This window comes from Arthrobacter saudimassiliensis, from assembly GCF_059090665.1.
The window spans coordinates 226,052-252,146 of record NZ_JBNHFX010000002.1; the positions used below are offsets into that span (position 1 = coordinate 226,052).

General features: G+C 71.9%; 28 protein-coding genes and 7 tRNA genes. 11 read left to right on the forward strand and 24 right to left on the reverse strand.

The window, feature by feature from the left end:
* Positions 1 to 131: 131 nt before the first annotated feature.
* Positions 132 to 713, forward strand: coding sequence for a YdeI/OmpD-associated family protein (locus tag AC5RV6_RS08210; RefSeq protein ID WP_494006823.1), 582 nt, complete (start codon positions 132 to 134; stop codon positions 711 to 713).
* Here AC5RV6_RS08210 and AC5RV6_RS08215 read toward each other — a convergent pair.
* Positions 710 to 2,341: a peptide chain release factor 3 gene (locus AC5RV6_RS08215; protein ID WP_494006824.1), complete on the reverse strand. Its 1,632-nt coding sequence runs from the start codon at positions 2,339 to 2,341 to the stop codon at positions 710 to 712. The two genes, AC5RV6_RS08210 and AC5RV6_RS08215, sit on opposite strands and share 4 nt — an antisense overlap.
* Before the next feature lie 278 nt (positions 2,342 to 2,619).
* Here AC5RV6_RS08215 and AC5RV6_RS08220 point away from each other — a divergent pair, with 278 nt between their 5' ends.
* From AC5RV6_RS08220 to AC5RV6_RS08235, 4 genes are all read left to right on the forward strand, one after another.
* The gene (locus AC5RV6_RS08220) at positions 2,620 to 3,786 is read left to right on the forward strand and encodes an acetyl-CoA C-acetyltransferase (protein ID WP_494006825.1); all 1,167 of its coding nucleotides are present in this window, start codon (positions 2,620 to 2,622) and stop codon (positions 3,784 to 3,786) included.
* A 280-nt stretch (positions 3,787 to 4,066) separates the two neighbouring features.
* Positions 4,067 to 4,501 carry a YybH family protein gene (locus AC5RV6_RS08225; protein WP_494006826.1) on the forward strand — a complete coding sequence of 145 codons (435 nt, stop codon included), beginning with the start codon at positions 4,067 to 4,069 and terminating at the stop codon, positions 4,499 to 4,501.
* A 12-nt stretch (positions 4,502 to 4,513) separates the two neighbouring features.
* On the forward strand, positions 4,514 to 5,938 hold the full coding sequence (locus AC5RV6_RS08230) for a purine-cytosine permease family protein (RefSeq protein WP_494006827.1): 1,425 nt from the start codon (positions 4,514 to 4,516) through the stop codon (positions 5,936 to 5,938).
* The gene (locus AC5RV6_RS08235; RefSeq protein WP_494006828.1) at positions 5,925 to 6,599 is read left to right on the forward strand and encodes a cyclase family protein; all 675 of its coding nucleotides are present in this window, start codon (positions 5,925 to 5,927) and stop codon (positions 6,597 to 6,599) included. Before AC5RV6_RS08230 ends, AC5RV6_RS08235 begins: the two co-directional genes overlap by 14 nt.
* A 56-nt stretch (positions 6,600 to 6,655) precedes the next feature.
* Here AC5RV6_RS08235 and AC5RV6_RS08240 read toward each other — a convergent pair whose 3' ends face one another.
* The 12 genes from AC5RV6_RS08240 to AC5RV6_RS08295 all read right to left on the reverse strand — a co-directional run bounded on the left by AC5RV6_RS08240 (position 6,656) and on the right by AC5RV6_RS08295 (position 16,062).
* Positions 6,656 to 7,246 carry a V-type ATP synthase subunit D gene (locus AC5RV6_RS08240; protein WP_494006829.1) on the reverse strand — a complete coding sequence of 197 codons (591 nt, stop codon included), beginning with the start codon at positions 7,244 to 7,246 and terminating at the stop codon, positions 6,656 to 6,658.
* Positions 7,243 to 8,811 (reverse strand): V-type ATP synthase subunit B, encoded by a 1,569-nt coding sequence (locus AC5RV6_RS08245; protein WP_494006830.1) that lies wholly within the window; start codon positions 8,809 to 8,811, stop codon positions 7,243 to 7,245. Before AC5RV6_RS08245 ends, AC5RV6_RS08240 begins: the two co-directional genes overlap by 4 nt.
* Complete coding sequence (locus AC5RV6_RS08250) at positions 8,808 to 10,544, reverse strand: V-type ATP synthase subunit A (RefSeq protein ID WP_494006831.1); 1,737 nt, start codon at positions 10,542 to 10,544, stop codon at positions 8,808 to 8,810. Before AC5RV6_RS08250 ends, AC5RV6_RS08245 begins: the two co-directional genes overlap by 4 nt.
* Positions 10,541 to 11,065 (reverse strand): hypothetical protein, encoded by a 525-nt coding sequence (locus tag AC5RV6_RS08255; RefSeq protein WP_494006832.1) that lies wholly within the window; start codon positions 11,063 to 11,065, stop codon positions 10,541 to 10,543. Before AC5RV6_RS08255 ends, AC5RV6_RS08250 begins: the two co-directional genes overlap by 4 nt.
* Positions 11,062 to 11,301: a hypothetical protein gene (locus AC5RV6_RS08260; protein ID WP_494006833.1), complete on the reverse strand. Its 240-nt coding sequence runs from the start codon at positions 11,299 to 11,301 to the stop codon at positions 11,062 to 11,064. Before AC5RV6_RS08260 ends, AC5RV6_RS08255 begins: the two co-directional genes overlap by 4 nt.
* Positions 11,298 to 11,762: an ATP synthase subunit C gene (locus tag AC5RV6_RS08265; RefSeq protein ID WP_494006834.1), complete on the reverse strand. Its 465-nt coding sequence runs from the start codon at positions 11,760 to 11,762 to the stop codon at positions 11,298 to 11,300. Before AC5RV6_RS08265 ends, AC5RV6_RS08260 begins: the two co-directional genes overlap by 4 nt.
* Positions 11,759 to 13,132, reverse strand: coding sequence for a V-type ATPase 116kDa subunit family protein (locus AC5RV6_RS08270; protein ID WP_494006835.1), 1,374 nt, complete (start codon positions 13,130 to 13,132; stop codon positions 11,759 to 11,761). Before AC5RV6_RS08270 ends, AC5RV6_RS08265 begins: the two co-directional genes overlap by 4 nt.
* Positions 13,119 to 14,069, reverse strand: a complete 951-nt coding sequence (locus AC5RV6_RS08275; RefSeq protein WP_494006836.1) for a hypothetical protein — start codon at positions 14,067 to 14,069, stop codon at positions 13,119 to 13,121. Before AC5RV6_RS08275 ends, AC5RV6_RS08270 begins: the two co-directional genes overlap by 14 nt.
* On the reverse strand, positions 14,066 to 14,533 hold the full coding sequence (locus tag AC5RV6_RS08280) for a hypothetical protein (protein WP_494006837.1): 468 nt from the start codon (positions 14,531 to 14,533) through the stop codon (positions 14,066 to 14,068). The genes AC5RV6_RS08275 and AC5RV6_RS08280 overlap by 4 nt, the downstream gene beginning before the upstream one ends.
* Positions 14,534 to 14,537: 4 nt before the next feature.
* Entirely contained in the window at positions 14,538 to 14,858 is a 321-nt protein-coding gene (locus AC5RV6_RS08285) for a ferritin family protein (protein WP_494006838.1), read from the reverse strand.
* A gap of 233 nt (positions 14,859 to 15,091) precedes the next feature.
* Positions 15,092 to 15,556 carry a peptide-methionine (R)-S-oxide reductase MsrB gene (gene msrB, locus AC5RV6_RS08290; protein WP_494006839.1) on the reverse strand — a complete coding sequence of 155 codons (465 nt, stop codon included), beginning with the start codon at positions 15,554 to 15,556 and terminating at the stop codon, positions 15,092 to 15,094.
* Positions 15,557 to 15,570: 14 nt separating this feature from the next.
* A complete protein-coding gene (locus tag AC5RV6_RS08295; protein ID WP_494006840.1) occupies positions 15,571 to 16,062 on the reverse strand; it encodes a hypothetical protein in 492 nt (163 codons plus the stop codon).
* Positions 16,063 to 16,229: 167 nt separating this feature from the next.
* On the opposite strand from AC5RV6_RS08295, the gene AC5RV6_RS08300 reads away from it, so the two are divergent.
* A complete protein-coding gene (locus AC5RV6_RS08300) occupies positions 16,230 to 17,507 on the forward strand; it encodes an alpha/beta hydrolase family protein (RefSeq protein WP_494006841.1) in 1,278 nt (425 codons plus the stop codon).
* 18 nt (positions 17,508 to 17,525) lie between these two features.
* On the opposite strand, the gene AC5RV6_RS08305 is transcribed toward AC5RV6_RS08300, so the two are convergent.
* Positions 17,526 to 18,104 carry a TetR/AcrR family transcriptional regulator gene (locus tag AC5RV6_RS08305; protein ID WP_494006842.1) on the reverse strand — a complete coding sequence of 193 codons (579 nt, stop codon included), beginning with the start codon at positions 18,102 to 18,104 and terminating at the stop codon, positions 17,526 to 17,528.
* 56 nt (positions 18,105 to 18,160) lie between these two features.
* Here AC5RV6_RS08305 and AC5RV6_RS08310 point away from each other — a divergent pair, with 56 nt between their 5' ends.
* The gene (locus AC5RV6_RS08310) at positions 18,161 to 19,372 is read left to right on the forward strand and encodes an MFS transporter (RefSeq protein WP_494006843.1); all 1,212 of its coding nucleotides are present in this window, start codon (positions 18,161 to 18,163) and stop codon (positions 19,370 to 19,372) included.
* Positions 19,373 to 19,474: 102 nt separating this feature from the next.
* Here AC5RV6_RS08310 and ybaK read toward each other — a convergent pair whose 3' ends face one another.
* Genes ybaK through AC5RV6_RS08325 form a run of 3 tightly spaced genes read right to left on the reverse strand, consistent with a single transcriptional unit; the run spans position 19,475 to position 21,399 of the window.
* The gene (gene ybaK / locus AC5RV6_RS08315) at positions 19,475 to 19,969 is read right to left on the reverse strand and encodes a Cys-tRNA(Pro) deacylase (RefSeq protein WP_494006844.1); all 495 of its coding nucleotides are present in this window, start codon (positions 19,967 to 19,969) and stop codon (positions 19,475 to 19,477) included.
* Between the two features lie 4 nt (positions 19,970 to 19,973).
* Positions 19,974 to 20,447 (reverse strand): SufE family protein, encoded by a 474-nt coding sequence (locus tag AC5RV6_RS08320; protein ID WP_494006845.1) that lies wholly within the window; start codon positions 20,445 to 20,447, stop codon positions 19,974 to 19,976.
* A gap of 46 nt (positions 20,448 to 20,493) precedes the next feature.
* The gene (locus tag AC5RV6_RS08325) at positions 20,494 to 21,399 is read right to left on the reverse strand and encodes a sulfurtransferase (protein ID WP_494006846.1); all 906 of its coding nucleotides are present in this window, start codon (positions 21,397 to 21,399) and stop codon (positions 20,494 to 20,496) included.
* A 169-nt stretch (positions 21,400 to 21,568) separates the two neighbouring features.
* On the opposite strand from AC5RV6_RS08325, the gene AC5RV6_RS08330 reads away from it, so the two are divergent.
* On the forward strand, positions 21,569 to 22,246 hold the full coding sequence (locus AC5RV6_RS08330) for a TM2 domain-containing protein (protein ID WP_494006847.1): 678 nt from the start codon (positions 21,569 to 21,571) through the stop codon (positions 22,244 to 22,246).
* A 148-nt stretch (positions 22,247 to 22,394) separates the two neighbouring features.
* Positions 22,395 to 23,435, forward strand: coding sequence for a cell division protein ZapE (gene zapE / locus AC5RV6_RS08335; RefSeq protein ID WP_494006848.1), 1,041 nt, complete (start codon positions 22,395 to 22,397; stop codon positions 23,433 to 23,435).
* A gap of 71 nt (positions 23,436 to 23,506) precedes the next feature.
* On the opposite strand, the gene AC5RV6_RS08340 is transcribed toward zapE, so the two are convergent.
* The 7 genes from AC5RV6_RS08340 to AC5RV6_RS08370 form a co-directional block, all read right to left on the reverse strand.
* Positions 23,507 to 23,764, reverse strand: a complete 258-nt coding sequence (locus AC5RV6_RS08340) for an antitoxin (RefSeq protein ID WP_494006849.1) — start codon at positions 23,762 to 23,764, stop codon at positions 23,507 to 23,509.
* 208 nt (positions 23,765 to 23,972) lie between these two features.
* Positions 23,973 to 24,049 (reverse strand) — tRNA-Gly (locus tag AC5RV6_RS08345).
* Positions 24,050 to 24,074: 25 nt separating this feature from the next.
* Positions 24,075 to 24,146: transfer RNA gene (locus AC5RV6_RS08350), tRNA-Val, on the reverse strand.
* Between the two features lie 41 nt (positions 24,147 to 24,187).
* Positions 24,188 to 24,261 (reverse strand) — tRNA-Gly (locus AC5RV6_RS08355).
* 25 nt (positions 24,262 to 24,286) lie between these two features.
* A tRNA-Val gene (locus tag AC5RV6_RS08360) sits at positions 24,287 to 24,358 on the reverse strand.
* A gap of 26 nt (positions 24,359 to 24,384) precedes the next feature.
* Positions 24,385 to 24,458 (reverse strand) — tRNA-Cys (locus AC5RV6_RS08365).
* 62 nt (positions 24,459 to 24,520) lie between these two features.
* Positions 24,521 to 24,594: transfer RNA gene (locus AC5RV6_RS08370), tRNA-Gly, on the reverse strand.
* Positions 24,595 to 24,917: 323 nt separating this feature from the next.
* On the opposite strand from AC5RV6_RS08370, the gene AC5RV6_RS08375 reads away from it, so the two are divergent.
* Positions 24,918 to 24,992, forward strand: a tRNA-Val gene (locus tag AC5RV6_RS08375).
* A 113-nt stretch (positions 24,993 to 25,105) separates the two neighbouring features.
* A complete protein-coding gene (locus AC5RV6_RS08380) occupies positions 25,106 to 26,050 on the forward strand; it encodes a cytochrome (protein WP_494006850.1) in 945 nt (314 codons plus the stop codon).
* Positions 26,051 to 26,095 lie beyond the last annotated feature (45 nt).

A 26,095-nucleotide genomic window follows, 5' to 3' on the forward strand; every position in this document is an offset into this window, starting at 1 on the left:
AAGAGCACTGCAGCTCGGGCCCGGCATTCCCCGCCCTCCGCGGACGGATGCTGTCCGCAATGCACGGGGCGACGGCCGACGGCCGCGTCTACGCTTGCAGCCTGAGACAGGTCGAAGCAGGGGAGGGCACGATGGCAACGGTCGGGAGTGCGGAGCTTCTGGTGCTCGCTGACGCACCGGCATGGCGGGCGTGGCTCGATGAGCACGAGGAGACATCCGACGGCGTCTGGCTCCTGCTGGCCAAAAAGGGGACTGTGGAGCCGACCTCCCTGAGCTACGCCGATGCCCTGGCCGAGGCGCTGTGCAGCGGATGGATCGACGGCCAACGGCAGGGGCATGACGCCGCCACGTTCCGGCAGCGGTTCACCCCGCGCCGGGCGCGTTCGCTCTGGTCGGAGCGGAACCTGGGCCTGGTGGCGGGGCTGATCGCGGAAGGCAGGATGCGTCCGAGGGGCCACGCCGAGATTGACCGCGCCAAGGCCGACGGACGATGGGATCGGGCGTACCCCGGGCCGGGCCGGGCGGAGGTCCCGGAGGATCTGGCCGCCGCGCTCGCTGCCGTACCCGCGGCGGCGGAGGCCTTCGCCGCGCTGACCGGGCAGAAGCGCTACGCCGTCCTGCATCCGATCATCACGGCGCCGAACGCGGCCGTGCGGGAGCGCCGGCTGCGGAAGGCGGTCGACCTGCTCGACCCGCGCGCCCGGGCGGACTAGTAGGCGGTGCTGGTCGGCGCCGCGGTGCCGATCGGGGTCAGCTGCACGGACGAGTGGTTCTTCTCCACACGGCGCAGCGCCCAGACATCGTTGAACAGGGCCAGGAACTCGCCGTCGGAGCGCTGCAGCACCTCGGCGCCGTGCACGTTGGAGAGCACCTCGGCGGCGTCGGGAGTGGTCAGCCGGGCGAGCGAATAGGGCAGCTGCTCGTAGCGCATGGGCGCGTTGAAGTCCTGGGTCATGCGGTCCTCGACCACTTCGAACTGCATGGGGCCGACGGCGGCCAGCACCGGGGCCTGGTCGCCGCGCCGGTCCGAGCGCAGCACCTGGATGATGCCCTCGTGCTCCAGCTGGTCGATTCCGCGGCGGAACTGCTTGTAGCGGCTCGGGTCCTTGGACCGGGCCACCCGGAAATGCTCGGGGCTGAACAGCGGAATCGGCGGGTACTGCACCGGCTCCTCCAGATATAGGCTGTCGCCCACCCGCAGCGCGGAGGCATTCACCAGCCCGACGACGTCGCCCGGCCAGGCCTCATCAATCACTTCCCGTTCCCGCCCGAACAGGTGCTGGGCGTACTTGGTGGCGAAGGTCTTCCCGGTGTTGGCGTGCGTGACGACCATGCCGCGTTCAAAGACGCCGGAGCAGACCCGGATGAACGCGACGTGGTCGCGGTGGGCCTTGTTCATGCCCGCCTGGACCTTGAACACGAAGCCGGAGAAGGGAGCTTCGACGGGCCGCCGGTCGCCGTCCTTATCCTGCCGGTCGGTGGCCGGGGGAGCGATGTCGACCAGGGTGTCGAGGATCTGCCTGACGCCGAAGTTCAGTGCGGCCGAGGAGAAGAGGATGGGCGTGCCCTTGGCGGCCAGGAAGAGGTCGCGGTCAAACTCGGCGCCGGAATCGGTCACCAGCTCCACTTCGTCCCGGGCGGTGGACCAGGCCTCACCCTCCTGCTCGGCGGCGGCGTCGAGGTCCAGGTGCTCCTCCAGGGCGAGCGAGGCGCCGGAGTTCTGCCGGGTGAAACGGACGAACTCGTCGCCGCGCAGGTCCCAGACGCCGCGGAAATCGCCCGAGAAACCCACGGCCCAGGTCAGCGGCATCGGGGTCAGGCCGGTGCGCTCGTTGATTTCGTCCATCAGCGCCAGCGGATCCAGGCCCGGCCGGTCCCACTTGTTGATGACCGTGATGATGGGCAGGTTCCGTGCCCGGCAGACCTCGAAAAGCTTCATGGTCTGGGTCTCCAGGCCCTTGGCCGCGTCGACGAGCATGACGGCGCAGTCCACGGCGGCCAGCACCCGGTAGGTGTCCTCGGAGAAGTCGGCGTGACCGGGGGTGTCCAGGAGGTTGATGACCGTGTCGCGGTAGGCGAACTGCAGGGCCGCGGAGCTGATCGAGATGCCGCGGTCCTTTTCCATCTGCATCCAGTCGGAGACCGTCTCACGGCGGTTGTCCTTGCCGTTGGTGGCTCCGGCGGTGCCGATCACCCGGGCATGCAGGGCCAGTGCTTCGGTCAGCGTGGACTTGCCGGCATCGGGGTGGGAGATCACCGCGAAGGTGCGCCGCCGCGATGCTTCCCTGCGGATCTGCGCTGCGGCGGGGGCTGAGCTGGAGGTGGTGGAGGCCTGGGACACGAGGCTGCTTTCCGGTGACGGCTGAGGTGGTGGGTGCTGCGGAAGCGCAGCGAACGGCTGCGCGGACACAGCCTTTCCAGTCTAGCGGCTGTGCACGAGCCGGAGGTTCAGGGCAGGCCCCACGGGAGTCCTCCGAAAACAACTGTCCCATTCAGTGGTGTGGGCCGGGACACAACCCGCATCCGGGGCCTAGGGTGGAGGCCGGTTACCTCGCATCCGCCGGGACGCAATCCTCCGGCAGTCCTTCGGGCGGCCGGCTCAACGAAAGGTTCACAGCAATGCCTGAAGCGTTCATCATCGACGCCGTCCGTACCCCCGTCGGCAAGCGGAAGGGCGGATTGAGCGGGATCCACCCTGCAGACCTTGCCGCGCACGTCATTGCCGAGACGGTCCGCCGGGCGGGCATCGACTCGGAGGAATACGACGAGGTGATCCTGGGTGCCATCGACCAGGTCGGGCCCCAGGCCATGGACATCGCCCGTACCTCCTGGCTGGCGGCCGGCCTCTCGGAACGCGTTCCCGGCACCACGGTCGAACGCCAGTGCGGATCCGGCCAGCAGGCCATTTCCTATGCGGCGCAGGCGGTCATGAGCGGCACCAGCGACCTGGTCATTGCCGGCGGCGTGCAGAGCATGTCCTCGGTGCCGCTGTCCTTCGCCAACACGGCCGCCCGGGAACTGGGTTTCCCCAACCCGTTTGCCGGTTCGGCGGGCTGGGAAAAGCGTTACGGGGACCAGCAGGTGTCCCAGTTCATCGGCGCCGAGATGATGGTGAAGCAGTGGGGCCTGACCCGGGAGGAGATGGAGGACTTCGCGGTCGAGTCCCATGTCCGGGCCATCGCCGCGCAGGCCGAGGGGCGCTTCGACCGGGAAATCCTGCCGATGAACGGCGTCACCGCCGATGAGGGCCCGCGGGATCCGGACCGCGCGAAGATCGCGACCCTGGCACCACTGGCGGAAGGCGGCTCGCTGACGGCGGCGACGTCGTCCCAGATCTCCGACGCCGCGGCGGTGCTGCTGCTCGCCTCGGAGGCTGCGGTGCGCCGCTACGGGCTGAAGCCCCGGGCGCGGATCCACTCCATCACCGCCCGCGGAGACGACCCCATCATGATGCTCAGCGCGCCCATCGAGGCGACCCGCCACGCGCTCAAGCGCACCGGGATGAGCCTGGACGAGATCGACCTGCTGGAGATCAACGAAGCCTTCGCCTCCGTGGTCCTGGCCTGGCAGCGGGAGGTCGGCGCCGACATGGCCAAGGTGAACGTCAACGGCGGCGGCATCTCCCTTGGCCATCCCATCGGCGCGACCGGAGCGCGGATCATGACCACCCTGCTGCACGAGCTCGAGCGCACCGGCGGCCGCTACGGCCTGCAGACCATGTGCGAGGGCGGCGGGCAGGCGAACGTCACCATCATTGAGCGCCTCGACGAGGGCTTCCGGCCGTAACGGGCCGGACCGGATCGGCCGGGAGGTCCACGTCGCCGGGGCCGGGGGAGCGGCATGCACGCCGCGCCCCCGGCCCCGGCGCGTTAAGGCCGCACGGCCGCGGCCCGGGTGATGAACCGCTGAGCGAAGATCGTCGCCCGCGTCATATTCCGGCGATGTTTGACAGGTGACGCGGGCCACCCAAAACTGAGGTGACAGTTTTCAAATATGCATCGCGTGTTTACCTCAGCCGATGGCCGTCACCGGCGCAGGCACGCGGCGCCCCGTCCGAAAGCCGGCCATGCCTTCCAGCCCCGCACCCCTGACCGAAGACGAAGTCCTGGCCGCGGCCGCGGCCCTCGTTGAGGCCTTCGGCGCCACCCGCACCGACGAGTACTTCGCGGCCTTCGCCCCCGACGCGACGTTCGTGTTCCACACCGAAGACCGGCGGCTGGAAAGCCGGGCCGAATACGAAGCGCTGTGGAACTCCTGGCTCGCCGACGGGTGGTCCGTCACCGCGTGCCGGAGCAGCGACATCCTGGTCCAGGTCCTGGGCGAAACCGCGGTGTTCAGCCACACGGTGCGCACCACGGCCGGCCCCGCCGCCGCCCCGGAGACCACCAGCGAACGCGAAACCATCGTGTTTGCCCGCCGTGACGGCCGCCTGCTCGCCGTCCACGAGCACCTCTCCGCCCTGCCCGCTTCCGCCCGGCCGTCCGCCGGCGCCGACGCCTAGATTCGAGGCCCCATGTCTACCCAACCCTCCGCCTGGTCGCGGCTCTCCCGCCGCCTGGATGAAGATTCCGAAGGCTACGGTCCGCTCCGCGGCACCCTCGGCACCGGCCGCATCGGCATGATCTGGCTGGCCGCCAACCTGGTGGTCACCACGCTGCTGACCGGCACCCTGTTCGTTCCGGGTGTCAGCTGGCCCCTCGCCCTTGGCATGATCGTTCTCGGCACGGTGATCGGCGGCGCCGTGCTGGTGCTGGTGGGCAACATGGGCACCCGCACCGGCCTGCCGACCATGTCCCTGACCAAGGGCGCCTTCGGCCTGCGCGGCTCGTTCCTGGCCGTGGCGGCCAACGTCGTCATCCTGATGGGATGGAGCTGGGTCCAGGCCATGCTCGCCGGCGTCACCGTCAACTTCCTGGTCGAACGCGCCACCGGGTTCTCCAGCCCCATCCTGTTCTCGGTGCTGTGCCAGCTGCTCGTGGTGGCGCTGGCCATCTTCGGGCACAAGGGCATCGCCCGCGTCGAGCCGTGGCTGGCCCTGGTGATCCTGGCCATCATGGGCTGGATCTTCACCGTGGCCTTCACCGAGTTCCCGGCGGCGGACTTCGCCGCCATCCCGGTTGATCCCGACGCCGGGCTGACCGGCGTCATCGTGCTCGACATCGTCATCTCCACTGCCATCTCCTGGACCGTGCTCTCGGCGGAGTTCAACCGCCTGGCCCGCAGCCAGGCGGCCGGCACCGTCGGCTCGGCGGTGGGTTACACCCTCTCCACCGTCCTCGCCATGGCCCTGGGCGCCACCGCCATCGGCTACGTGGTGCTCGACGGCGGCGAAGCGGTCGGCTTCGACCCGGCCCTGATTGTGGGGGTCTTCGGCGCGCCGCTGGCCGTGGTGATCTTCCTGTCCGTGATGGCCACGAACACCATGGTGGTCTACGGCATGGTCTCGTCCGTGGTGAACATGGTGCCCTCCCGGCGGGTACGCTTCCTGCCGACCGCCCTCGTGCTCGGCGCGGTGTCCATCCTCGGGTCCACCTGGCTGGGCCTGCTGGACAGCTTCACCTCCTTCCTGACCGTGATCGGGGCGCTCTTCATTCCCGTCTTCGCGGTGATGATCGCCGACTACTACCTGGTCAACAAGGGCTCCTACACCAGGGACATCCTGCTCGGCCGCGGCGGCCGCTACTGGTACCGCGGCGGCATCAACCCGGCCGCACTGCTGGCCTGGCTGGTCGGCGCAGCGGCCTCCCTGCTGCTGACCTACGTCCTGCCCAGCCCCGTGGGCGCCACCATTCCAACGTTCGCCCTCACGTTCGTCCTGTACCTGGGCTGGTGCGCCGCGGCCAGGAAGGTCGTGCGCGGCCGGCCGGCATCACGCCACCTGTGCGACGACGACAGCGCGGGTGAGGAACCGGAAGCGGCGACACGTGCGGGTCGTTGACCTCAGCCATCCGATCCGCACCGGCATGCAGGTCTTTCCGGGAGACCCGCAGGTCCGTGTGCAGCAGGCGGCAACGGTCCCGGCGGACGGCTTCGAGGTTGCCGAGCTGCACCTGGGCAGCCACAGCGGCACCCACCTCGACGCGCCCCGGCACACCGTTGACGGCGGTGCGGCCATCGATGAGCTGCCCCTGGACCGGCTGATCGGGCCGGCCCGGATCGTGCGGCTTCCCGAGGCGGCGCCGCACTCGCTCGTCAGCTGGTCCCAGGTTGCGGACCAGCTGACGGGACTGGCTCCGGGGACCATCGTGCTCTTCGAGACCGGGTTCTCCCTGTGGTTCGGCACCGCGCGGTATCTGGCCCATCCGGTGTTCGACGCCGACATCGCCCGGATCCTGGTCGCTGCCGGGGTGCGGGTGGTCGGCTTCGACACCCTGAACCCGGATCCGACGCCGGATCCTTCGTACCCGGCTCCGGCCCTGCCCGACGGTGCGCCCGCGCTGCCCTTCCACGACGTGTTCCTGGGGGCCGGCGGGGCGATCATCGAGAACCTCGCCAACCTCGCCGAGGTCACCTGGCCCGATCCGCTGGTCTCCGTGCTGCCGCTGCGGCTGGACGGGGCTGACGGCTCCCCGGTCCGGGCGGTCGCCTTCAGCGCCTGACGGCGCCCGGCTCCGCCCGTCCGCTCCGTTGAGCCCGCGGCGCCGGCGGAACCGGCTCAGGACCGGTCCGCGGCCCAGCGCAGCCGCAGGGTTTCCTCCATCTCCTGCTCCTCAATGCGCCGAACGATCTGCTCCAGGGCGCGCTCCAGCCGCGGAATCCACCGGTTCTCCACGGCCCGCTGCCGCGCGCGGGTTCCCCCCAGATCCGCTTCGACGAGCTCCAGGGACCGCCGGGCCGCTGCGGACGCCGCGGCGGTCCGCAGCGCCTCGCCGTGGGACTGTGCGGCGAAGACCAGCGCTGAGGAGCCCGCCTGGACAGTGAAGGCAGGAAGCTCGCAGCCGGCGGACTCCGGATACTCGATCCCCATGGCAACGGCCAGCTGGACGTGCACCCGGGCCGTGGCCGGCGGCGCGGCTTCGCGGATCCGCTCCATGCCGTCCAGCGCCGCGGACCGCTGCAGCCACACCGCGGCGTCACGGGCGGCGTCCTCCCAGGCCCGCTGCGCCTGCGCGGCACGGCCCCGCAGCCGGGACACCGTGTGCTCCAGGATCCGCTGCTTGCGTTCGAGCAGCTCCGCGCCCCGCCGTGCCGTCTCCAGCCGGCGCTCCGCCTCGGCCCGCCCGGCCCGCCCGGCGGCCGGGCTCATGCCGCGCGTCCGGGGGTGCCGCCGTCGTCCTCCGGGCTCCCGGCACCGGGGCCGTCGGCGCCGCTTCCCGCCGTTCCGGCTCCTGAGCCGACGCCGCCCTCCGCCGGGGCGTCGTCGGCGTCGGGCGCCGGCAGGTACCGCGCGATCAGCTCCGGGCTGAGCATGATCAGTTCCCGCCTGGGCAGCACGGAAAGGGCACGCCAGGCCAGGTCGAACGTCTGGTCCAGGGTGCGCGCCTCGCTGCGGCCCTGGTTGAACAGCTCCTGCTCGACCGCGGTCCGGAACTCGATGTAGGCCCGGTCGGTGTCGCTGAGGGCGGCGGTTCCGACCAGCTCGGCGAGCTCGGCGGCCTGCCGGGCACGGGCCATCGCAGAGAGGATCTGCGCTGACACGTCGAGGTGGTCCTCCCGGGTCCGCCCGGCACCGGCACCGCTGCGCATCAGCCGCGAGAGCGAGGAGAGCACGTCCACCGGGGGATAGATGCCGCGGGCATCCAGGTCCGGCGAAAGGACGACCTGCCCCTCGGTGATGTAGCCGGTGAGGTCCGGCACCGGGTGGGTCATGTCCCCGCCGGGCATGGTCAGCACCGGCACGATCGTCACCGATCCCTCACGTCCGCGCACCCGCCCGCACCGCTCGTACAGGGTGGCCAGGTCGCTGTAGAGGTTGCCCGGATAGCCGCGCCGGGCCGGGATCTCGCGGCGGGCCGCGGACACCTCGCGGACGGCTTCGGCGTAGCTGGTCATGTCGCTCATCACGACGAGGACGTCGTCGCCGTTCTCATAGGCCAGGTACTCGGCGATGGTCAGGGCGATGCGGGGAGTGAGGATCCGCTCGATCACCGGATCGTCCGCGGCGTTGAGCAGCAGGACCAGTTCACCGGCGGCGGACCGCTCCTCCAGCCGGTCCCGGATGTAGGCGATGTCGGAGTGCGTCATTCCCATGGCCGCGAACACCACCCGGAACGGCCGGCCGGCGGTGGTGGCCTGCGCGGCCAGCTGGGTGGCCAGGTCCAGGTGCGGCAGCCCGGCCACGGAGAAGATCGGCAGCTTCTGCCCGCGCACCAGGGTGGTCAGCGCGTCGATCACCGACACGCCGGTCAGCACCGGATCCCGCGGCGGCTCCCGGTACACGGGGTTCAGCGGCCAGCCGCTCACCGGCGCCGCATCCTGGGCAGCCACCGGCGGCCCGCCGTCCAGCGGCTCGCCGCGGCCGTTGCAGACCCGACCCAGCCAGCCGGTGCCCACCGCCACGTGCAGCGGCCGGCCCTCGAAGCGGACCTGCAGCCCGCCCGGCGCCAGCCCGCCCGTGCCCTCCAGCACCTGCAGGACCGCGTCGGAGCCGGCGACCTCCAGCACCAGTGCATGGCGGTCCGGGGCGCCGTCGACCTCGACGACGGCGAACTCGTCCCAGCCCACGCCCTGCACCCCGCCCATCACCAGCAGCGGGCCGCGCAGTTCCCGGACGTCGGTGTAGCCCACGAGGCGCCGCGCGGCGGCCAGCGCGGAATCCGCGCCGGCGGGATCCTGCCGGTCCGGTTCGGGCCGTCCGGCGGCGCTGCTCATGCCAGCTCCTGCAGGGTCCGGAGGAAGTCCGCTCCGCCCCGGGCCGCGCCGTCGGCGTCCTCGGGGCCCGTGTCCTCGCGCAGCCGCAGCAGCGGGGTGAAGTCCACTTCCTCGATGCGCGACGGCGGGATCCCGCGTCCGACCAGGTCCTGGCAGGCCTGCACGGTGTCCAGCACGGCCTGCAGCAGCGCCGCGCCCTTGGCGGCGGAGCAGTAGCCGTCGTTGCGGCTCAGCGCATTCTGCACCAGCACCCCGTCCCGCAGCAGCCGGGCGCCGAGCAGCACCATCTGTTCATGTCCCGGGAGGGATCCGGCGCCGATGATCTCGGCCAGCGCAGCCACCCGGTCGGCGTCGGCCAGCAGCAGCTGGGCCCGGGCCCGGCGTCCGGCCCAGCCGGGGTCGCCCTGGTCCGCGTACCAGCGGCCCAGCTCCTCGGCGTCGCGCGCGAAGGAGCCCCGCCAGCTGACGGCGGGATAGTGCCGTGAATAGGCCAGCTCCCGGTCCAGCAGCCACAGCGACCGGACGAACCGCTGCGTGTCGGTGGTGACCGGTTCGCTCATGTCTCCGCCCGGGGGTGAGACGGCCCCGATCACGGTGACCGACGCCGTCGGCCCGCCCAGCGTGCGGACCCGCCCGGCCCGCTCGTAGAACGACGCCAGCTCGCTGGCGAGGTTCGCCGGGTAGCCCTCCTCGGCGGGCAGGTCCCCGTTGCGGTTGGCGAACTCGCGCAGCGCCTCGGCCCACCGGGAGGTGGAGTCGGCGATCACCACGGCGTCGTGGCCCATGTCCCGGAAGAACTCGGCGACGGTGACCCCGGTGTCGATGCACACTTCGCGGGCCATCATCGGCATGTTGGACGTGTTCGCGATAATCACCGTCCGGTCGATCAGCCTGCCGCCCGTGCGTTCGTCCTCCAGCTGGGACAGCCCGTCCAGGACGTCGGACATTTCGTTGCCGCGCTCGCCGCAGCCCACGTAGATGATGACGTCGGCATCGGAGTACTTGGCGATCTGCTGCAGCAGGAGGGTCTTGCCGGTGCCGAAGCCGCCGGGCACCGCTGCCGCCGAGCCGCGCGGCAGCGGGAACAGCAGGTCCAGCACGCGCTGGCCCGTGTGCAGCGGCACCGCTCCGGCGAGCCGCTCCCGGAACGGACGCGGCCGGTGCACGGGCCACGGCTGGGCCAGCGGGATGTCCGTGTCCCCGACCCGGGCGGCGGGATCGGCGGCGCGCACGCTGCCCTCCGCCAGCCAGTGCACCGTACCGCTCAGATGCGGCGGCACCAGGACGCGGAACTCGACGGCCCCGGCGCCGGCCACCACGCCGAGCACGTCACCGGGCCCGACGTCCCCGCCCAGCCGGGCAGTGGGCCGGAACAGCCAGCGCTCGTCCAGCACGGCGGGGTCATCGGTGGCGGACTGCCGGTCCGCCGAAAGCCACAGCGGGGCCGTGGAGAGCGGACGCAGCAGCCCGTCGAAGACCCGGCCGAGCAGCCCCGGGCCCAGCAGCGCGGACAGCTGGCGGCCGGTGGGCTCGGCGACATCGCCGGCGCGCAGCCCGCCGGTGTACTCGTAGGCCTGGAGGGTGGCTCGGCTGCCGCTGATCGAGACGGCCTGGGCGGCAATGCGCTCCGAGCCCAGGGCCAGCACCTCGAGCATGGACAGTTCCGGCAGGCCCTGGACCTCCACCAGCGGGCCGTTGATCCGGGTCACGCGGCCCGTTCGGTCCTGATTCATGCCGCCCACAGCCGGCTCACCTCCACGGGATCGGCTGCCAGTTCCTGGCGCACCAGCGCCGGCAGGGACAGGTCCAGGGTGCGGGTACCGGCGCGGGCGTGCAGCCCGCCCCCGGGAGCCTCGGTGATCTCCGCCTCCGGGCCCAGCAGGGCCACGGCGCGGCGCCGCAGCGCCTGGAGCAGCAGGGGATAGCGCGGGTCGCTGCGCAGGGCCGCGGCCTGGGCGAGCAGTTCCTCCTGAAGTGCGGTGCGCAGGCGCTCCTGTTCGGCGAGCACCAGGGCGCCGGCCTCCCTCCGGGCCCGCGCCGAACGCAGGGCGGCGTCCGCCCGCCCGGCCTCGGCTCCCTCCGCCCGGGCCTGCCGTACCGTCTCCCCGGCCCGGCGCCGGGCGCCGTCGAGGATACGCCCGGCCTCTTCCCCTGCCGCGAGGGTGATCCGTCGGGCCTGGGCGCCGGCGTCGTCCGCGAGCGCGGCACGTACCGGGTCCAGGGCCGGGCCGGCTTCGCGGGGCAGCCCCATCACGGCAGGACCGCCGTCAGCGGGGCGGACGGGCCGGCCGTGGCGCCGTCCGCGAGCGCGTCCGCAGCGGCCCGCGTCAAAAGCACCAGCACGACGTCGGCCGCCAGCCCGGCCCAGGCCCGCCGGGCGGCGGCGGCATCCGCGGCCGGATGAAGCTGCACCCCGGCGAGCGCGTAGCCGGCGATCCGGTAGTCCTCGCCGATGGCGGCCACCCGGCCGTCCTGCCCGCGCCCGCTCATGCCTGGCCGATCAGGATGATGGAGATGATGAGCCCGTAAATGGCGATGCCCTCGGCCAGCCCGAGCACCACCATGGCGCGCCCGAAGATTTCGGGCCGTTCGCTCATCGCCGCCAGAGCGGCGGAGCCCGTGTAGGCCACGGCGATGGCGGCACCGATGGAGGACCCGGCGACGGCGATGGCCGCCGCGATCAGGGCGGCGCCGCGGCCGCCGTCGGACTCGGTCTGCATGGGCACCGCCGTGTCCACCGCGGTCTGTGCGGCCGCCGGATCGGCGGCGGCCTCGGGTGCGGTCAGTGCTGCCGCGAGCAGCACCAGGGCGCCCAGCATGAGCGCGGCGTTGGTGCCGGCAAGCAGCCGGAGGCCGGACCGGCGGTGCCTGCGCGCGAGCAGCACCAGGCTGGCGGCGAACAGCCCGGCCAGCAGCAGGACGGCGGGAAGTGCGGTAAGCCAGGGGTTCACGGCTGATGCCTTTCACTGGACCGGGGATTCCCGGTGGCGGTTTCCGCGGTGACGGCGGTGGTGCCGGCCGGAGCGGTGGTGCCGTCCGCGGCCGGTGGGGTTCCGTCCAGGTCCGGCGCCCAGGGCCGGAAGCGCCGCCCCTCGGCCTGGAAGACGCGGGAGAACAGTTCGTAGTACTCCAGGCGCAGTGCCTGGATGCCCGCCACCAGGCCCTCGAGGGCGAAGGTGACGGCGTTGCCGATAAGGAACACCAGGACCGCGGCCGCGGCCCGCCAGTCCGGGGCCCAGAGCGCGGTGGTGCCGTCCCAGACGACGCCCATCAGCGCGGCATGGGTGAGCCCGAAGGCGGCCAGCCGGGTGAAGGAGACCAGGTTGGAGCCAAGCTGCACCACCGTGTCCACCAGCTCCACGGACGCCTGCAGGCCGCCGCCCGCTCCGCCGCCGGATTCGGTAAAGAGACCGACGAAGATCAGGCCCAGGGCCAGCGCGCCCAGGATCGCCGCGGCGAGGACCAGGGGCCCCGCGCCGGCGACGAGCCCCCAGGCCAGGAGTCCCACGGCGAGGAACAGTGCGGACCCGGCCAGCCCGGAGCGGGCGTACAGGGCGTAGCCCCATCCGCCCTCGCGGACCCGGTTGATCGTGCCGAGCGCGTAGGCCCCGGCCAGCAGCACGGCGCCGAACAGCACGGCGGCGATGAGCAGCGGAATCGGCTCCTCGAGCGGATCGAGCCAGAGCACCGGCAGCACACCGGTGGGGCCGAAGAACTCGCCGTACAGGACCCCGAACACCACGGCGGCCATCCCCGCCCCGGTGACGAACAGCCAGGCGCCCCGCCAGCGGCGCAGCCGTGCCACCCGCCCGCTGCGCAGGACCAGGCCGGCCGCCACCAGCAGCAGGCCCTGCCCGGCGTCGCCGAACATCATCCCGAACATGATCACGTAGGCCAGGGCCGCCAGCAGCGCCGGGTCCACTCCGCCGTAGGGAACCGTGGTGTAGGTGTCCACGAGCAGCCGCGAGGGCCGGGGGGCGGCCTGCTTCGAGGCGCCGCCGGCCAGCAAGGTCGGCGGATCCACCCCACGCGGGTTCTTCAGCGGAACCAGGCCGGCGCCGCGCGGTGCCAGCGCATCGGCAAGGGCAGGCACGTCGTGGGCGGGGGACCAGCCCGCCCACGCGGCGACCGGGCCGCGCACGACGGCGGCCGCCTCCGCCCGGTCCAGCTCGCCCGCGTCGGTGCCGGGCTCATAGGGCAGGTCCAGTTCCACGGTCCCGTGCCGGGCGACTTCGGTGAGTGCCTCGCGGCGGCGTTCCTTCGGGCAGACCACTGATACGCGCTCCATGCGCACCGGGGAGAGCTCCTCACGCCACGGCATTGAGCACCTCGCTGGATCCGGTCTCGCCCGCGGCGGCCGCCAGCGCGGCCCGCAGGCGCCATGCGTCGGACGTCAGCACCTGCACGGCGCCGAACACGATCTCCGGGCCGGGCACCCCGGAGCGCAGCAGGCGGAAACCCTCCGCCTCCTCCAGCACCGGCAGGGTGGACTCGGCCCGCCACAGGTCCGCGGGGGTGGACAGGTCCGCGAGCAGCGGCTGCAGCCGTGCGGGCAGGGCCTCGCGCAGCTCGGGCAGGCTCCGCGCCTCGGTCCAGCCGATGCCGAGGAGCGGCCGCAGCAGGGACACCAGGCGGGCGGCCGGCGGGGTGCCGCCCGCCAGCCGCACCCGGGCGGCGAGCAGGGCAGCGGCCCGGGCGGTGCTGTCGGCGGCTTCCGGGGCCGCCGCGCCGAGGCGGCGCAGGCGGACCGCGGTGAGCACCGCGGGCAGGTCCGAGTCCGGGTCACCCCAGGGCGAGCGGCGCAGCAGGTCGGCCAGCTCGGCGGGGGAATCCGCCGCTGAGATCCGGGGCCAGGCGGTGGCGAGGCTCCCGAGCTCGAACGGCGCCGCTTCGTCCTGCCCGTTCAGGGTGGTCCGGCCGGCGGGCTCGGAAGGCGGGGCGGCCAGCCGCCGGGCCAGCTGAACGATGTTGTCCGCTTCGTAGGCGGACGCGACGGCGCGCAGCAGCGCCGTGCCGCCCGGGGGCACCCAGCCTGCCAGCACCCGTACTTCCCAGAGCACCGCGTCCCGGGTGGCACGCTGGGCGGTAAGCAGGGTGTCCGCTGATGCCAGCCGGGCAGCGTATCCGGTGTCCCGGAGCAGGTCCAGCGCCGCGGTGAGGCTGCCGGATCGGGCCACCCGGTCGATCAGCCCGCTGCCGGCCCGGCGCCGGGCCATGGAGCGGGACCGAACAGCGGCGGCCACCCAGTCCGAATTCACGCTCTTCCGTCCCCTCCGGCGGGCTCGTCCTGCGGCATTCCGGCCTGCATCTGCGCCACCATCCGATCCAGGAGCGCGGCGGCGGTGGGACCGAGCCGGGTGCGGCCCCGGTTCCGGAGCTGTTCGGCCCGGCCACGCGCCTTGGCGAGCCGCCGCGCGTCGGCCGCCTCGACGGCGTCGGCCGCTTCCGCTGCGGCCGCGGCCCGGGCTGCCGCGGCGGCCTGGCGGGAGTCTTCGAGGATCCCGGCGGCCTGGGTGCGGGCGGCCGCAAGGTGCTGCTCGGCGGCGCGGCGCGCCTCCTCGATCCGCCGGGCGGCGGCGTCGACGTCGGGCTGCAGGGCGGCGAACACCGGTCCAAGTTCCGCCTCCGGTCCCGGGCGGTCCTCGGCGGGAACGGCGGCGGGCCCTGCCGGCCCCGGGGCGCCGACGGGCCTGAAACGGTCCAGCAGGCTGCGCCTGGCCATCGGGTCAGTCGCCCGTCGCCCGGGCCTCGGCGGCTTCGCCGTTGCGGACGATGTCGCCATCCACCAGCAGGATGCCCCGGGCGATGTCGCGCCACAGCGGGGTGCGCCGGAGCAGGAACTCCAGCTCCATGCAGAAGTGCTTGTATTCCTCGCCCAGGGAGTCGTGCATGATGGCCCGGGATTCCGCGTCCGGCTCCACGGCCATCCGCTGCATGTACCAGCCGATCGCCTCGGCCTCCTCGGCCAGCGAGGCGCACATCCTGGCGAAGGTCCTGGTTTCTGCCGGCAGTTCCTCCGGCGGTTCGTGATACTGCTCGGTGCCCATGACGGCTCCCTTGAAAGGCCGCCGGGCCGTTTGGAGCAGGGCCCCGGCGGTGCAGATCAGTAACTCATCGAGCGTACGTTTCGCGCCTCGGGGCACACAATGGGTCCTGACCATTCCGGCCGGCGCCGGACCCCCGCCACGCGCCCGTCCGGCTGCGGTCCGGGGCCGGGGCCACGCCCGTGGCACAGCGGAGCCCCGGCAGCGGGAAGGCCGCCGGGGCTCGGGCAGGAGGTTCAGGCCGGGGCGTCGGAGGTGTCGCCGCGCGGAACGAGCTTCAGCGATACGGAGTTGATGCAGTAGCGCTGGTCGGTGGGCGTCGGGAAGCCCTCGCCCTCGAAGACGTGGCCGAGGTGCGACTCGCAGGCGGCGCAGCGGACCTCGATGCGGTCCATGCCCATCGACCGGTCGTGCAGGTAGCGGACGCGGTCCTCGGCGAGGGGCGCGAAGAAGGAAGGCCAGCCGCAGTGCGAATCGAACTTCTCCGTGCTGGTGAACAGGTCGGCGCCGCAGGCCCGGCACTGGTAGACGCCGGCGGTCTTGGTGTCCCAGTATTCGCCGGTGTAGGGCCGCTCGGTGCCGGCCTGCCGGAGCACCTGGTATTCCTGCGGGCTGAGTTCGGCCCGCCACTGCTCATCGGTCTTCCGCACGGCACCGGTGGCGGCGGCGGTGTCCTGGGGGGAGGTCTCGGGTGTGGTCATGACAGCGACAACGCTTAAGCGTCGCCAATAAATCCCGATCCGGAGTACAGGTGCAGCACCGGAATCTGCAGCCGTTCCTGGGCCTCGTTCGCCCAGTCGGTGCGCAGGGTGTCCTCCACCGCGTGCGGCGTCGTGATCACCACCGCCTGCCTGGCCGCGGTGCGGCGGGCGGCGTCGACGACGGCGGCCACCGGGTCCCCGTCCACCACGGCTCCGCGGGCGTCCAGCCCGGCCTCGTGCAGCAGGCGCAGGCTGGCAGCCAGGTCCAGGCCTGCCTCGCGCTGCTGCTCCGCCGGCCCCGGCCGGTCTCCCGAGAGGTTCCGGAACGCCTCGGCGAATTCCAGCAGGCTCAGCCTGTCGAGGAACTCCACCAGCAGGTTGCCGCCGGTTTCGGCGGGCACCAGGAGCTCGAAGGCGGCCGGTTCCACCTCGGCCAGGGACGCCAGGTTGGCGACGTCCACGGAGTTCAGGGCCTCTTCGGTCAGCACAAGGATTGTTCCGCTCATGCGCACAGCCTAGTACCCGCCGGGTGTCCTCCCGGAGCCCGAATGCCCCGGCCCAGCCGGAGCCGGGGCAGGCAGCAGGGACCGCCGACAGGGGAGGAGGCGAAGCGTCCGCCGACACCGGCACGCCGAAATGGGAACCCGCAGCCGAAGGAGGGTAGAAAGGTTCCATGGTTAACACTGCTTCCGCCGGCGGCCCGCAGGCCGAGGACGGCGCCCTCACGACGACCGCCCCCTGGATGCGCTGGACCGCCTTCGGCGCCGGCGTCGGAGTGGCCGCCTCCACGGCGGTCCTGGCCGCAGCCAGTGGCCTGGGGGTCTACTTCGCCCGGCAGGTGGTCACCCCGCGGCATGTGCGCGACGAGAACCTGGAGATCCTGGCCGTTACCACCTCCGCGGCGCACGGGCGCCAGGTGATCCTGCCCGCCAACGCGGACACCACCGTGGACGGCACCTACAGCCTCTACTTCGACGGCGGAGGCGGACATGTCCGGATCGGGGCGATCCGCTCCTACGTGCCGCGTGAGGGCACGGTGCAGCGCGACGTCGAGGAGGTCTACAGCGGCGACCTGGCCAAGGCCGTGCGCGGCTGGTGGAGCGGCTCCATCCATCCCACCCCCGCGGCCGCCGGATTCGCGCAGCAGGACGTGCTGATCCCGGTCGAGGGCGGCGAGGCGCCGGCGTGGCTGGTGCCGGCCGACAGCGCCGCCGCCTCCGAAACCGGAACCTGGGCGGTGATGGTGCACGGCCGCGGCGCCACCCGGGCCGAGTGCATCCGCGCGGTGGGCTCGGCGCAGGCAGCCGGGCTGACCAGCCTGCTCATCTCCTACCGCAACGACGGCGAGGCCCCCGGTGCCGCCGACGGGCGGTACGGGCTCGGCCTGACCGAATGGCGGGACGTCGAGGCGGCGATCCGCTACGCCCTCGACCACGGCGCCCGCGACGTCGTGCTGTTCGGCTGGTCCATGGGCGGGGCCATCTGCCTGCAGGCCGCGGACCGGTCCGCGCTGGGCCGGTATGTCCGCGCGATGGTGCTGGACGGACCCGTGGTGAACTGGGTGGACGTGCTGGCCTACCAGGCCCGCCTGAACAACGTCCCCGTGCAGGCCGGGCGGCTGGGCCAGTGGCTGATTTCCAACCAGGCCGGGCGCACCCTCACCGGGCTGGCGGCGCCGCTGGACCTCAAGAGCATGGACTGGACCGCCCGGGCCGAAGAGGTGCGCACCCCCACCCTGATCCTGCACAGCGAGGACGACGACTTCGTCCCCGTCGGCCCGTCCGCCGAGCTGGCGCGGAAAAACCCGGAGGTGGTCACCTTCGAAGGGTTCACCCGTGCCCGGCATACCAAGGAGTACAACGTGGATCCGCAGCGGTGGGAGCGGACCGTGCTGGGCTGGCTGGAACAGACCCTCGGCCGGACCCGGCACCCCGCCGAGCACCGCGCCTGAGCCCTTCCTCCGGCCGCGTCAGCTCCCGGCCGGAACCAGGGCCTGCGCGGCCTGCCGGGCGCGCCGGGCGGGGTCCGACGGCGCCCCGCGCAGCAGGCTGCTCAGCACGCCGTTGTAGAGCAGCAGCAGGGCCGCGGCCGCCGCTACAGGATCGGGGCAGCCGGCCTCCCGGGCCAGCCGGGCGAGCCGTTCGGTGACCATCCGGGTGTCCGCGTGCAGCAGGTCCGCCACGGGATCCCGGGGGCCCGGCGCGGCGGGGGGCCGTTCCGACGCGGTGGCCAGGAAGCAGCACCACTGGGTTTCGCCGGCCTCCGCACGAAACGTGTCCACGGCGTCGAATACCGCCAGCAGGCGTTCCTGCGGCGATCCGGCGCGGGCCAGCGCGGCGTCCCAGTGGTCCGTCCAGGCAGCCAGCCGGCGGGCCAGCACGTCCCGGAGCAGGTTCTCCTTCGACCCGAAGTGCTTGTAGAGCGTGACCACGCTGGTGCCCGCCAGGGCGGCCACCCGGTCCACGCCGGTGACGGCGATGCCCTCCTGGAAGAAGAGCCGCTCGGCGGCGTCGAGCAGACGGCTGCGGGTTTGCTGCGGATTGGCCATGCCACTAGTGTAACGACCGTTACAGTGAAACGATCGTTATACGGAGGAGGTGCCGCATGAAGCTGTCTGATCTGCGCGCCGGCAGCGGCCTGGGCACCGCCCTGGCCGGAATGGCCCTGATCGCCGCGACCTACGGCATGGCCCGGTTCGGCGTGGGCCTGTTCGCGCCGCTGCTGGCCTCGGAGCGGCCGCAGCTCGCCGGGGTGCTGGGATGGGCCGCCGCGGCCCAGTTCTCCGCCTACTGCGTGGCCGCCGTCGTGGCCGCCCGGCTGGTGGACCGGCATCCGCGCACCGGCCTGCTGCTGGCCGGGCTGACGGCCACGGCCGGGTGCGTGGGCGTGGCGCTGGCCGCGGACCCGGTCACCTTCGTGATCGCGGTCCTGGTGGGCGGCATGGGCGGCGGCTTCGCCTCACCGGCGCTGGTCCCGATCATCGACGCGGTTGTGGCGCCCGCGGCTTCGGCGACGGCGCAGTCCGTGGTGAACGCCGGCACGGCGGTGGGAGTCATCGGTGCGGGGCTGACTGCCTTCGCCGCCGCCTCCATCGGCCCGGCCTGGGCGGCGATGGCGCTGATCTGCGCCGCCACGACCGCCGCCGCCTGGTACCCGGTCCGCAATGCGGACCTGAGCCGCGCACCGGACCGGGCCTCCGCGCACGGCACGGAGGCCTCCTCCCCGGGAGGATGGAAGGCACTGGCCCTGCCGGGGATCGCGGCCGTCGTTGCCGGCATCGGCTCGGCGCTGATCTGGACCTTCGGCCCGCTGCTGGTCACCGAGACAGGAGCGGTGGCCGCGGAGCGGACCGGCTGGCTCTGGATAGCACTCGGCGCGGGCGGCTTCCTGGGTGCCCTCGCGGGTACGCTCGTCCGCCGGGCCGGCCGCGGCGCCGGCTGGCTGATCTGCGCCGCGGCGCTGGCCGCGGCCAACGCCGCCCTGGCGGTGGCCGTGTCCGCCGGCAGCGCGTGGGCCGCCTACGCCGCAATGGCAGTGTTCGGTGCCGGCTACATGGGCCTGTCCGCAGTGCTGATCCTGTGGGCCCGCCAGGTCCGCCGGAACGATCCGGGAGCCGGAACCTCCATCCTCTTTATCGCCCTGGCGGTCGGGCAGGCGCTGGGCTCCGCAGGCTTCGGCGTGGCCCGGGACCAGCTGCCGCCGGTCCTGCTGGCGGGGCTGGCGGCCGGCCTGTGCCTGGCCGGCGGTCTGGCGGCGATGCGGCGGCAGGGGAGCCGGAGCGGCTCGGGGCAGCCGGCGCCGGCCCCGACGTCGTGAATCCCGCCGGACCGGCCGGTGATCCGGCCGGGACACGCGGCTCATACACTTCAGTTCCGGACCGGGCGAACCGGGTTCCCCGGCCCGGAACGGCGCCGCCGGTCAGCGCTCGACGGCGATGTCCCCGGTCCGGGCGCCGGTCAGGCGGACCAGGTCGGCAGGCGCCAGCGTGATTTCGAAACCGCGCCGGCCCCCGGAGACGTTGATGCTCTCCAGCTCCAGGGCGGCGGCATGCAGGCCGGCCGGAGACGGGTGCTTCTGCCCGAGCGGAGAAATGCCGCCCACGACGTAGCCGGTGCGCCGCTCGGCATCCGAGGCGGCGGCCATCGCGGCGCGCCGTCCTCCCATCAGGGCAGCGAACCGTTTCAGGTCCAGGGTGGCTGCGACCGGGATCATCGCCACGGCCAGCTGGCCGTCGACGGAGACCATCAGCGTCTTGTAGACCTGCTCCGGCGGCAGCCCCAGCTTCTCCGCGGCCTCCAGGCCGTAGGAGGCGGCGGAGGCATCATGGCCGTAGGACGACGTGCGGTAGGGGACCCCCGCCGCGTCGAGGGCCCGGGTGGCCGGCGTCGCGCTGCCCTGCTGTTTCCGGGCCACCGGGTCAGCCCTCCGCCGCCACCCGCGGATCCTGCGCCAGCCGGCGCTTGATCCGGCCCAGCATGGCGGCCATCCCGCGCATCCGCAGCGGGGTGATGGCCCGGGTCAGCCCGAGGCGGTCCGGCACGTCGGCCGGAACGGCGAGGATCTGCGCGGCGGGCAGGCCGTTGAGGCCCTCATGCAGCACCCCGGCGAATCCGCGGGTGGTGGGCGCCTCCGGCGGAGCGGAGAAGTACAGCTGGACCGTCTGCTCGGGGTCATCGGCGACGTCCAGGCTGAGGAACACCGGAGACTGGCATTCGACCACCTGCTCCATCAGTTCCGGGCGGTCCGCCACGGCCGCCGGCGGATCGGGCAGGGAGCGGGAGAACTCCAGCAGCAGTTCCAGCCGCTCCTGTTCGCTCATCGCCTGGAAGTCCTCGATGATGTCGGCCAGCTGCGCCGGAAGGGTGCTGCCGGAGGTGTCGGTGGTACTCAATGCTTCGCCTTTGCTCTCGTCGTCAATGCTGCCGGACCTGCCCGCCTCAGCGGCGTTCCGGTGCCTGGCCCGGCTCGCTTCCGGACGCGATCGGCACCCGCACCGCATTGCCCCACTCGGTCCAGGATCCGTCGTAGTTCCGGACGTTCTCGAAGCCGAGCAGGTGCTTCAGCACAAACCAGGTATGGCTGGAACGCTCGCCGATGCGGCAGTAGGCCACGACGTCGTCGCCCTCCTGCAGGCCGGCCTCCTGCCGGTACAGCGCCTCCAGCTCCTCCCGGGAACGGAACGTTCCGTCCTCGGCGGCGGCCTTGCCCCAGGGTACGGAGACGGCGGTGGGAATGTGGCCGCCCTTCATCGCGCCCTCATCCATGTAGTCCGGCATATGGGTGCGTTCGCCGGTGTACTCGGCGGGGGAGCGGACGTCCACCAGCGGACCCTTGCCCAGATGGTCGAGGACGTCGGGCAGGAACGCGCGGACCGCGGCGTCGTTGCGCTCGACGACGGGGTAGTCGGAGCGGGCCGGGGCGGGCCGCTCCGTGCTCAGCTCCCGGCCCTCGGCGATCCACTTGTCCCGGCCGCCGTCGAGCAGCCGGACGTCCTCGTGGCCGAACAGGGTGAAGACCCACAGGGCGTAGGCCGCCCACCAGTTGCTCTTGTCGCCGTAGATGACCACGGTGGTGTCGCGGCTGATTCCGAGCCGGGACATCAGCTCCGCGAAGGCGGGGCCGTCCACGAAGTCGCGGGTCAGCGGGTCGTTCAGGTCGGTGTGCCAGTCAATCTTCAGCGCCCCGGGGATGTGACCGGTTTCGTAGAGGAGGATGTCCTCATTGGACTCCAGCACCACCAGGCCCTCTTCCCCGGCATGGTCGGCCAGCCACTGGGTGGAAACCAGCCGGTCCGGATGCGCGTAGCCGGCGAACTTGGGGTGGGGATCTGCGGCTGCAGCCATGGTGCGGTGCCTCTTTCCTGCAGGGTGATAAAGCGGACGGATCTTTCCTAAGCCTAACGAAGCCCGCCCCCGGAAACTTCCCCGGAGCGCGGGCCGCCGTGCCGATATACTCGCCGTGCGCCCGGCAAGCCGTCGGAGCACGCCGCCGATCCACAACCGAGGGGACCGCATGTCATCCGAAAAGCCGACCAGCCAGCCCGGAGCAGGCGACGGCGAGCCGCACGGTTCCGGCCGCGACGCGGGGCTTCCCGGGGATGCAGGTACCGGGAGCACGGGGCGGGATCCGTACGCGTTTGACGCGCCGGCTCCGCCCCCGGATTCCTTCGCCGCCGACCCGTTCGCCGTGGACGGCGAAAGGCCGCAGGCCGCCCCCGGGCCCTACGGCCGGGACAGCCACGGACAGCACGGATACGGCGGGCAGGTTCCACCGAATCCGTACGGACAGCCGGGCTGGGGGCAGGGACAGCAGATGCCGCCGGGCGCCTACGGGCAGGCCGGCCAGGGCTGGCAGGCCCCGCCGAATCCCTACGGTCAGGCCTCCTACAACCCGCAGGTCCCCCCGAACCCGTACGGCGGGGGCTATTACCCCGCCTACGGGGAACAGAAGTCGAAAATCGTCGCCGGCCTGCTCGGCATCTTCCTCGGCTGGCTGGGCATCCACCGCTTCTACCTGGGCCACACCAACGTGGGCCTGATCCAGCTGCTGGGCGGTCTGGTCGGCGGCATCTTCACCCTGGGCCTGGCCAGCTTCGGCGTGGCCGTCTGGGGCTTCGTGGAGGGCATCATGATCCTCTGCGGCGCTGAGTCCTTCCGCCGGGACGCCAGGGGCATTCCGCTGCGCGATTAGCGCCGCCGCGCCGCCCGGCCCGCTTCGCCGCCTTTCATGAACGCGCCGGGGCGGGCCGGTTGGCGTATTGTGGGCCGGTGGCGTTTGTGCCGGGGACAACCGGCCGGCCGCACAGGATTACTGCTAACGGATGGACGGGTATTTAGCTGTGGCACAAGTGGAGCACCTTGCAGAGCGGACTCCCCAGGTATCGGTCGATGAGCTGCTGAAGGGGTTCCACCCTTCCCCGCGCTTCGGTGAGGTCTCCTTCGACAGCTACCGTCCGGATCCCGCCCAGCCGTCCCAGGCGCAGGCCGTGGAGGCGATGCGCGGGTTCGGCGAGGCAGCCGGGCGGCCGGCGGCGTCGGGCCTGCGCCGGCTGTTCGGCGGCGGAAAGCGGCCCGACACCAAGGCGGGCCTGTACCTCGACGGCGGCTTCGGCGTCGGCAAGACCCACCTGCTGGCCTCGCTCTGGCACTCGGTCGACGGGCAGAAGGCGTTCGGCACCTTCGTGGAATACACGAACCTCGTGGGTGCGCTGTCCTTCCGCAAAACCGTGGAGGCGCTGAGCACCTACAAGCTGGTCTGCATCGACGAGTTCGAGCTGGATGACCCGGGGGACACCGTGCTGATGTCCCGCCTCATGCGGGAACTGGCCGACGCCGGGGTGAAGCTCGCCGCGACCTCCAACACCCTGCCCGGTTCCCTGGGCGAGGGGCGCTTCGCCGCCGTCGACTTCCAGCGCGAGATCCAGGTCCTGGCGGATCAGTTCGACGTCATCCGCATCGACGGCGAGGATTACCGCCACCGCGGGCTGCCGCAGTCACCGGACCCGCTGCCCGACGACGAACTGGAGCAGCGCATGGAGGCGGAGTTCTCCGGCCGCACCGTGGCGATGGACGAATTCTCCGAGCTGGTCGCGCACCTGGCCGACGTCCATCCGAGCCGGTACCGGCAGCTGATCGACGGCATCGATGCCGTGGTGTGGCGCAATGTGGAGACGATCACCGAGCAGTCCGTGGCCCTGCGTTTTGTGGTCCTCGCGGACCGGCTCTACGACAAGGACGTGCCCATCCTGGCCAGCGGCGTGCCGTTCGACAGCCTGTTCACCAAGGACATGATGGCCGGCGGCTACATGAAGAAGTACTTCCGCGCGGTCTCCCGCCTGACGGCCCTGGCCCGGGAAGGCCAGACCGGAGAAGCGTCCTAGCGCCCGGTGGCATGACAAAGGCCCCTGACCCGCCGATGGCGGGGCAGGGGCCTCTTTGTCGGGCTCCGGGCCTATCCGGCCGGAGGTGTCTGTGAAGGACCGCCGTCCTGGTCTCCGCGGCGATCGCGTTCAACGCGGTCGACCATGCCGGAGGCCTTGTGGCGGACGCCCTCGATCTTGTCGGTGTACTTGCCGCCCGTCTTCTGGTCGACGAAGCTGCCGGCGTGACCAATGCCGTCCTTGATGCGGCCGGAGTTCTGGCTGACCAGCCCCGCCGCCTTGTCCTTCAGCTCTCCGGTCCTGCCCTTGAGCTCGTCAAATATAGACACGGATCACCTCCCTTCGCCGGGGAAACCCGTTCGTTTCCCGTTCGCTTCCATGGTAGGTCGGTGCCGAAGGGCAGCCAAGGGCTTCAGTCCAGAGCTGAAAACGCCGCCGGGCGGGCGGAACGGCCGCGTGCTCCGCCGTGCGGGCCGCAGCGGAACGCAGGGCCGGTTAAACGCCGATGGACCGGGAGAACCCGGTCCATCGCAGACGTGGAGCGGACGACGGGATTCGAACCCGCGACATCCACCTTGGCAAGGTGGTGCTCTAGCCAGCTGAGCTACGTCCGCAAAAAGAAACAGTCGAAACTGTTCGTGCGCGATACTGGGATCGAACCAGTGACCTCTTCCGTGTCAGGGAAGCGCGCTACCGCTGCGCCAATCGCGCCTGGACCTGGGAATCCGAAACCGGAACCCCAGGATCAGGAGAGCGGACGACGGGATTCGAACCCGCGACATCCACCTTGGCAAGGTGGTGCTCTAGCCAGCTGAGCTACGTCCGCAAAAAGAAACAGTCGAAACTGTTCGTGCGCGATACTGGGATCGAACCAGTGACCTCTTCCGTGTCAGGGAAGCGCGCTACCGCTGCGCCAATCGCGCCCATGTGGGCTGTGCAGTTATCACCGTGGAGGTGGGGACGGGATTCGAACCCGCGTATACGGCTTTGCAGGCCGCTGCCTCGCCTCTCGGCCACCCCACCGTGACCCTTGCCTAAGCATAGGTCAACCGGCTTGGGATAGCCGGTCTCTACAGTGACTTGCGAGCGGACGACGGGATTCGAACCCGCGACATCCACCTTGGCAAGGTGGTGCTCTAGCCAGCTGAGCTACGTCCGCATGTTGATTCCAGCCGCGAATCCCGCTCCCGGTGAAGTGTTCCGGAAGTGGTCAGCGCTGCTTTCCAACGAAGAAAGACTCTATAGGAGGATTTTCGGTTCGTCCAATCGGCGCTCCGCCCGGTGCGGCGCGGCGCGACCGCTGTGCCGTCGCGGGCAGGTCCTGCGCCGGCTGCGCCGGAGGAGGAGCCCGATCATCCTGCAGGAGTTGATCGCGCGCGGGGACTGCGCGAACGGAACGGGTTTTGGGCCGGTTTGGAACTTGGGGCGGATGTGGGCTAGAGTCTTCTACGCACCGCGGCGCTGGAAAGCATCAGCGCAGACGGGCGATTGGCGCAGTGGTAGCGCGCTTCGTTCACACCGAAGAGGTCACTGGTTCGAACCCAGTATCGCCCACCAAGGAAAGGCCGTCCCGCCAGGGGCGGCCTTTTGTGCGTCCGGCGGGCTGCCTGCCGGGGCTGCCTGGACGCGGCGGCGGCGGTTCTGTCAGCGGACAATGACAGACTAAAGACATGACTGAACCGGCTCTGGCGCACGCAACGGACTTCGGGCGGATGTATTCACGCTCGCTGAGTGAACCTCCGGCGGTCCCATCCATCACCACCGTGATCTCCCAGGCCTCCAGTGACCTGGGCGGCTGGCACAGCTACATGGCGGCCAACGCCGTGGTGAAGGATCCCCGCCTTGGCCCGGCCCTGGGCAGCCCGCCGCAGCTGCGCACCCTGGTGAAGGAGGCCAGCCGCGCCTCGGAGCGCTACCGTGACGAGGCGGCGGAGCGGGGTACGCGGGTCCATTACTACTGCGAACAGGTCGCGCTGCGCGCGCTGGGCCTGCCCGAGCAGGTCCAGCTGGCCCGGGAGGCCCTGCGTGAACACGGCGAACACCAGTTCGCCGACCGGTTCGATGAGTGGTGGCAGCTGTACCAGGTGGAGCCCATCGCCGCTGAAATCACCGTGTGGAACCACGAGCTCGGCTACGCCGGCACCCTGGACCTGGTGGCCCGGATCGGCGGCCGCGTCTGCCTGATCGACTACAAGACCAAGAACACCGACCGCGACGGGATGGTCAAGGCGCTCGACGAGAAGGTCGTCATGCAGCTTGTCGCCGGCCTGAAGGCCGAGGAATCACTGGTCGACGCCGCCGCCGGCACCTGGGAGCCGTGGGCGCACGGCGACGCCCCCGTGCTGCTGGGGGTCGCCGTCGGGCAGACCGAAGTGCGTCCCGTCCGGGCCAACCCGGCCGTGCTGCCCCAGCACTGGTACAAATTCTGTGCCCTGCGCCGTGTCTGGCAGACCAGCATCGAAGCCGCCCAGGCGGGGCCCGCCCTGCTGCCCATCGCACCCCCGCCCGCGCCGTCGCACGCGGCGTTCCCCTCGGGCGCGCACGCCGCACCCGGGCCGGCCGCGGGGTCGGCGGCGGGCCCGGCGGCAACGGAAGCTGCAGCCGGCCTCCGCTGAACCGCAGCTCCGGCGTGTCCCCGGGCGCCCGTCCGGAACTAGACT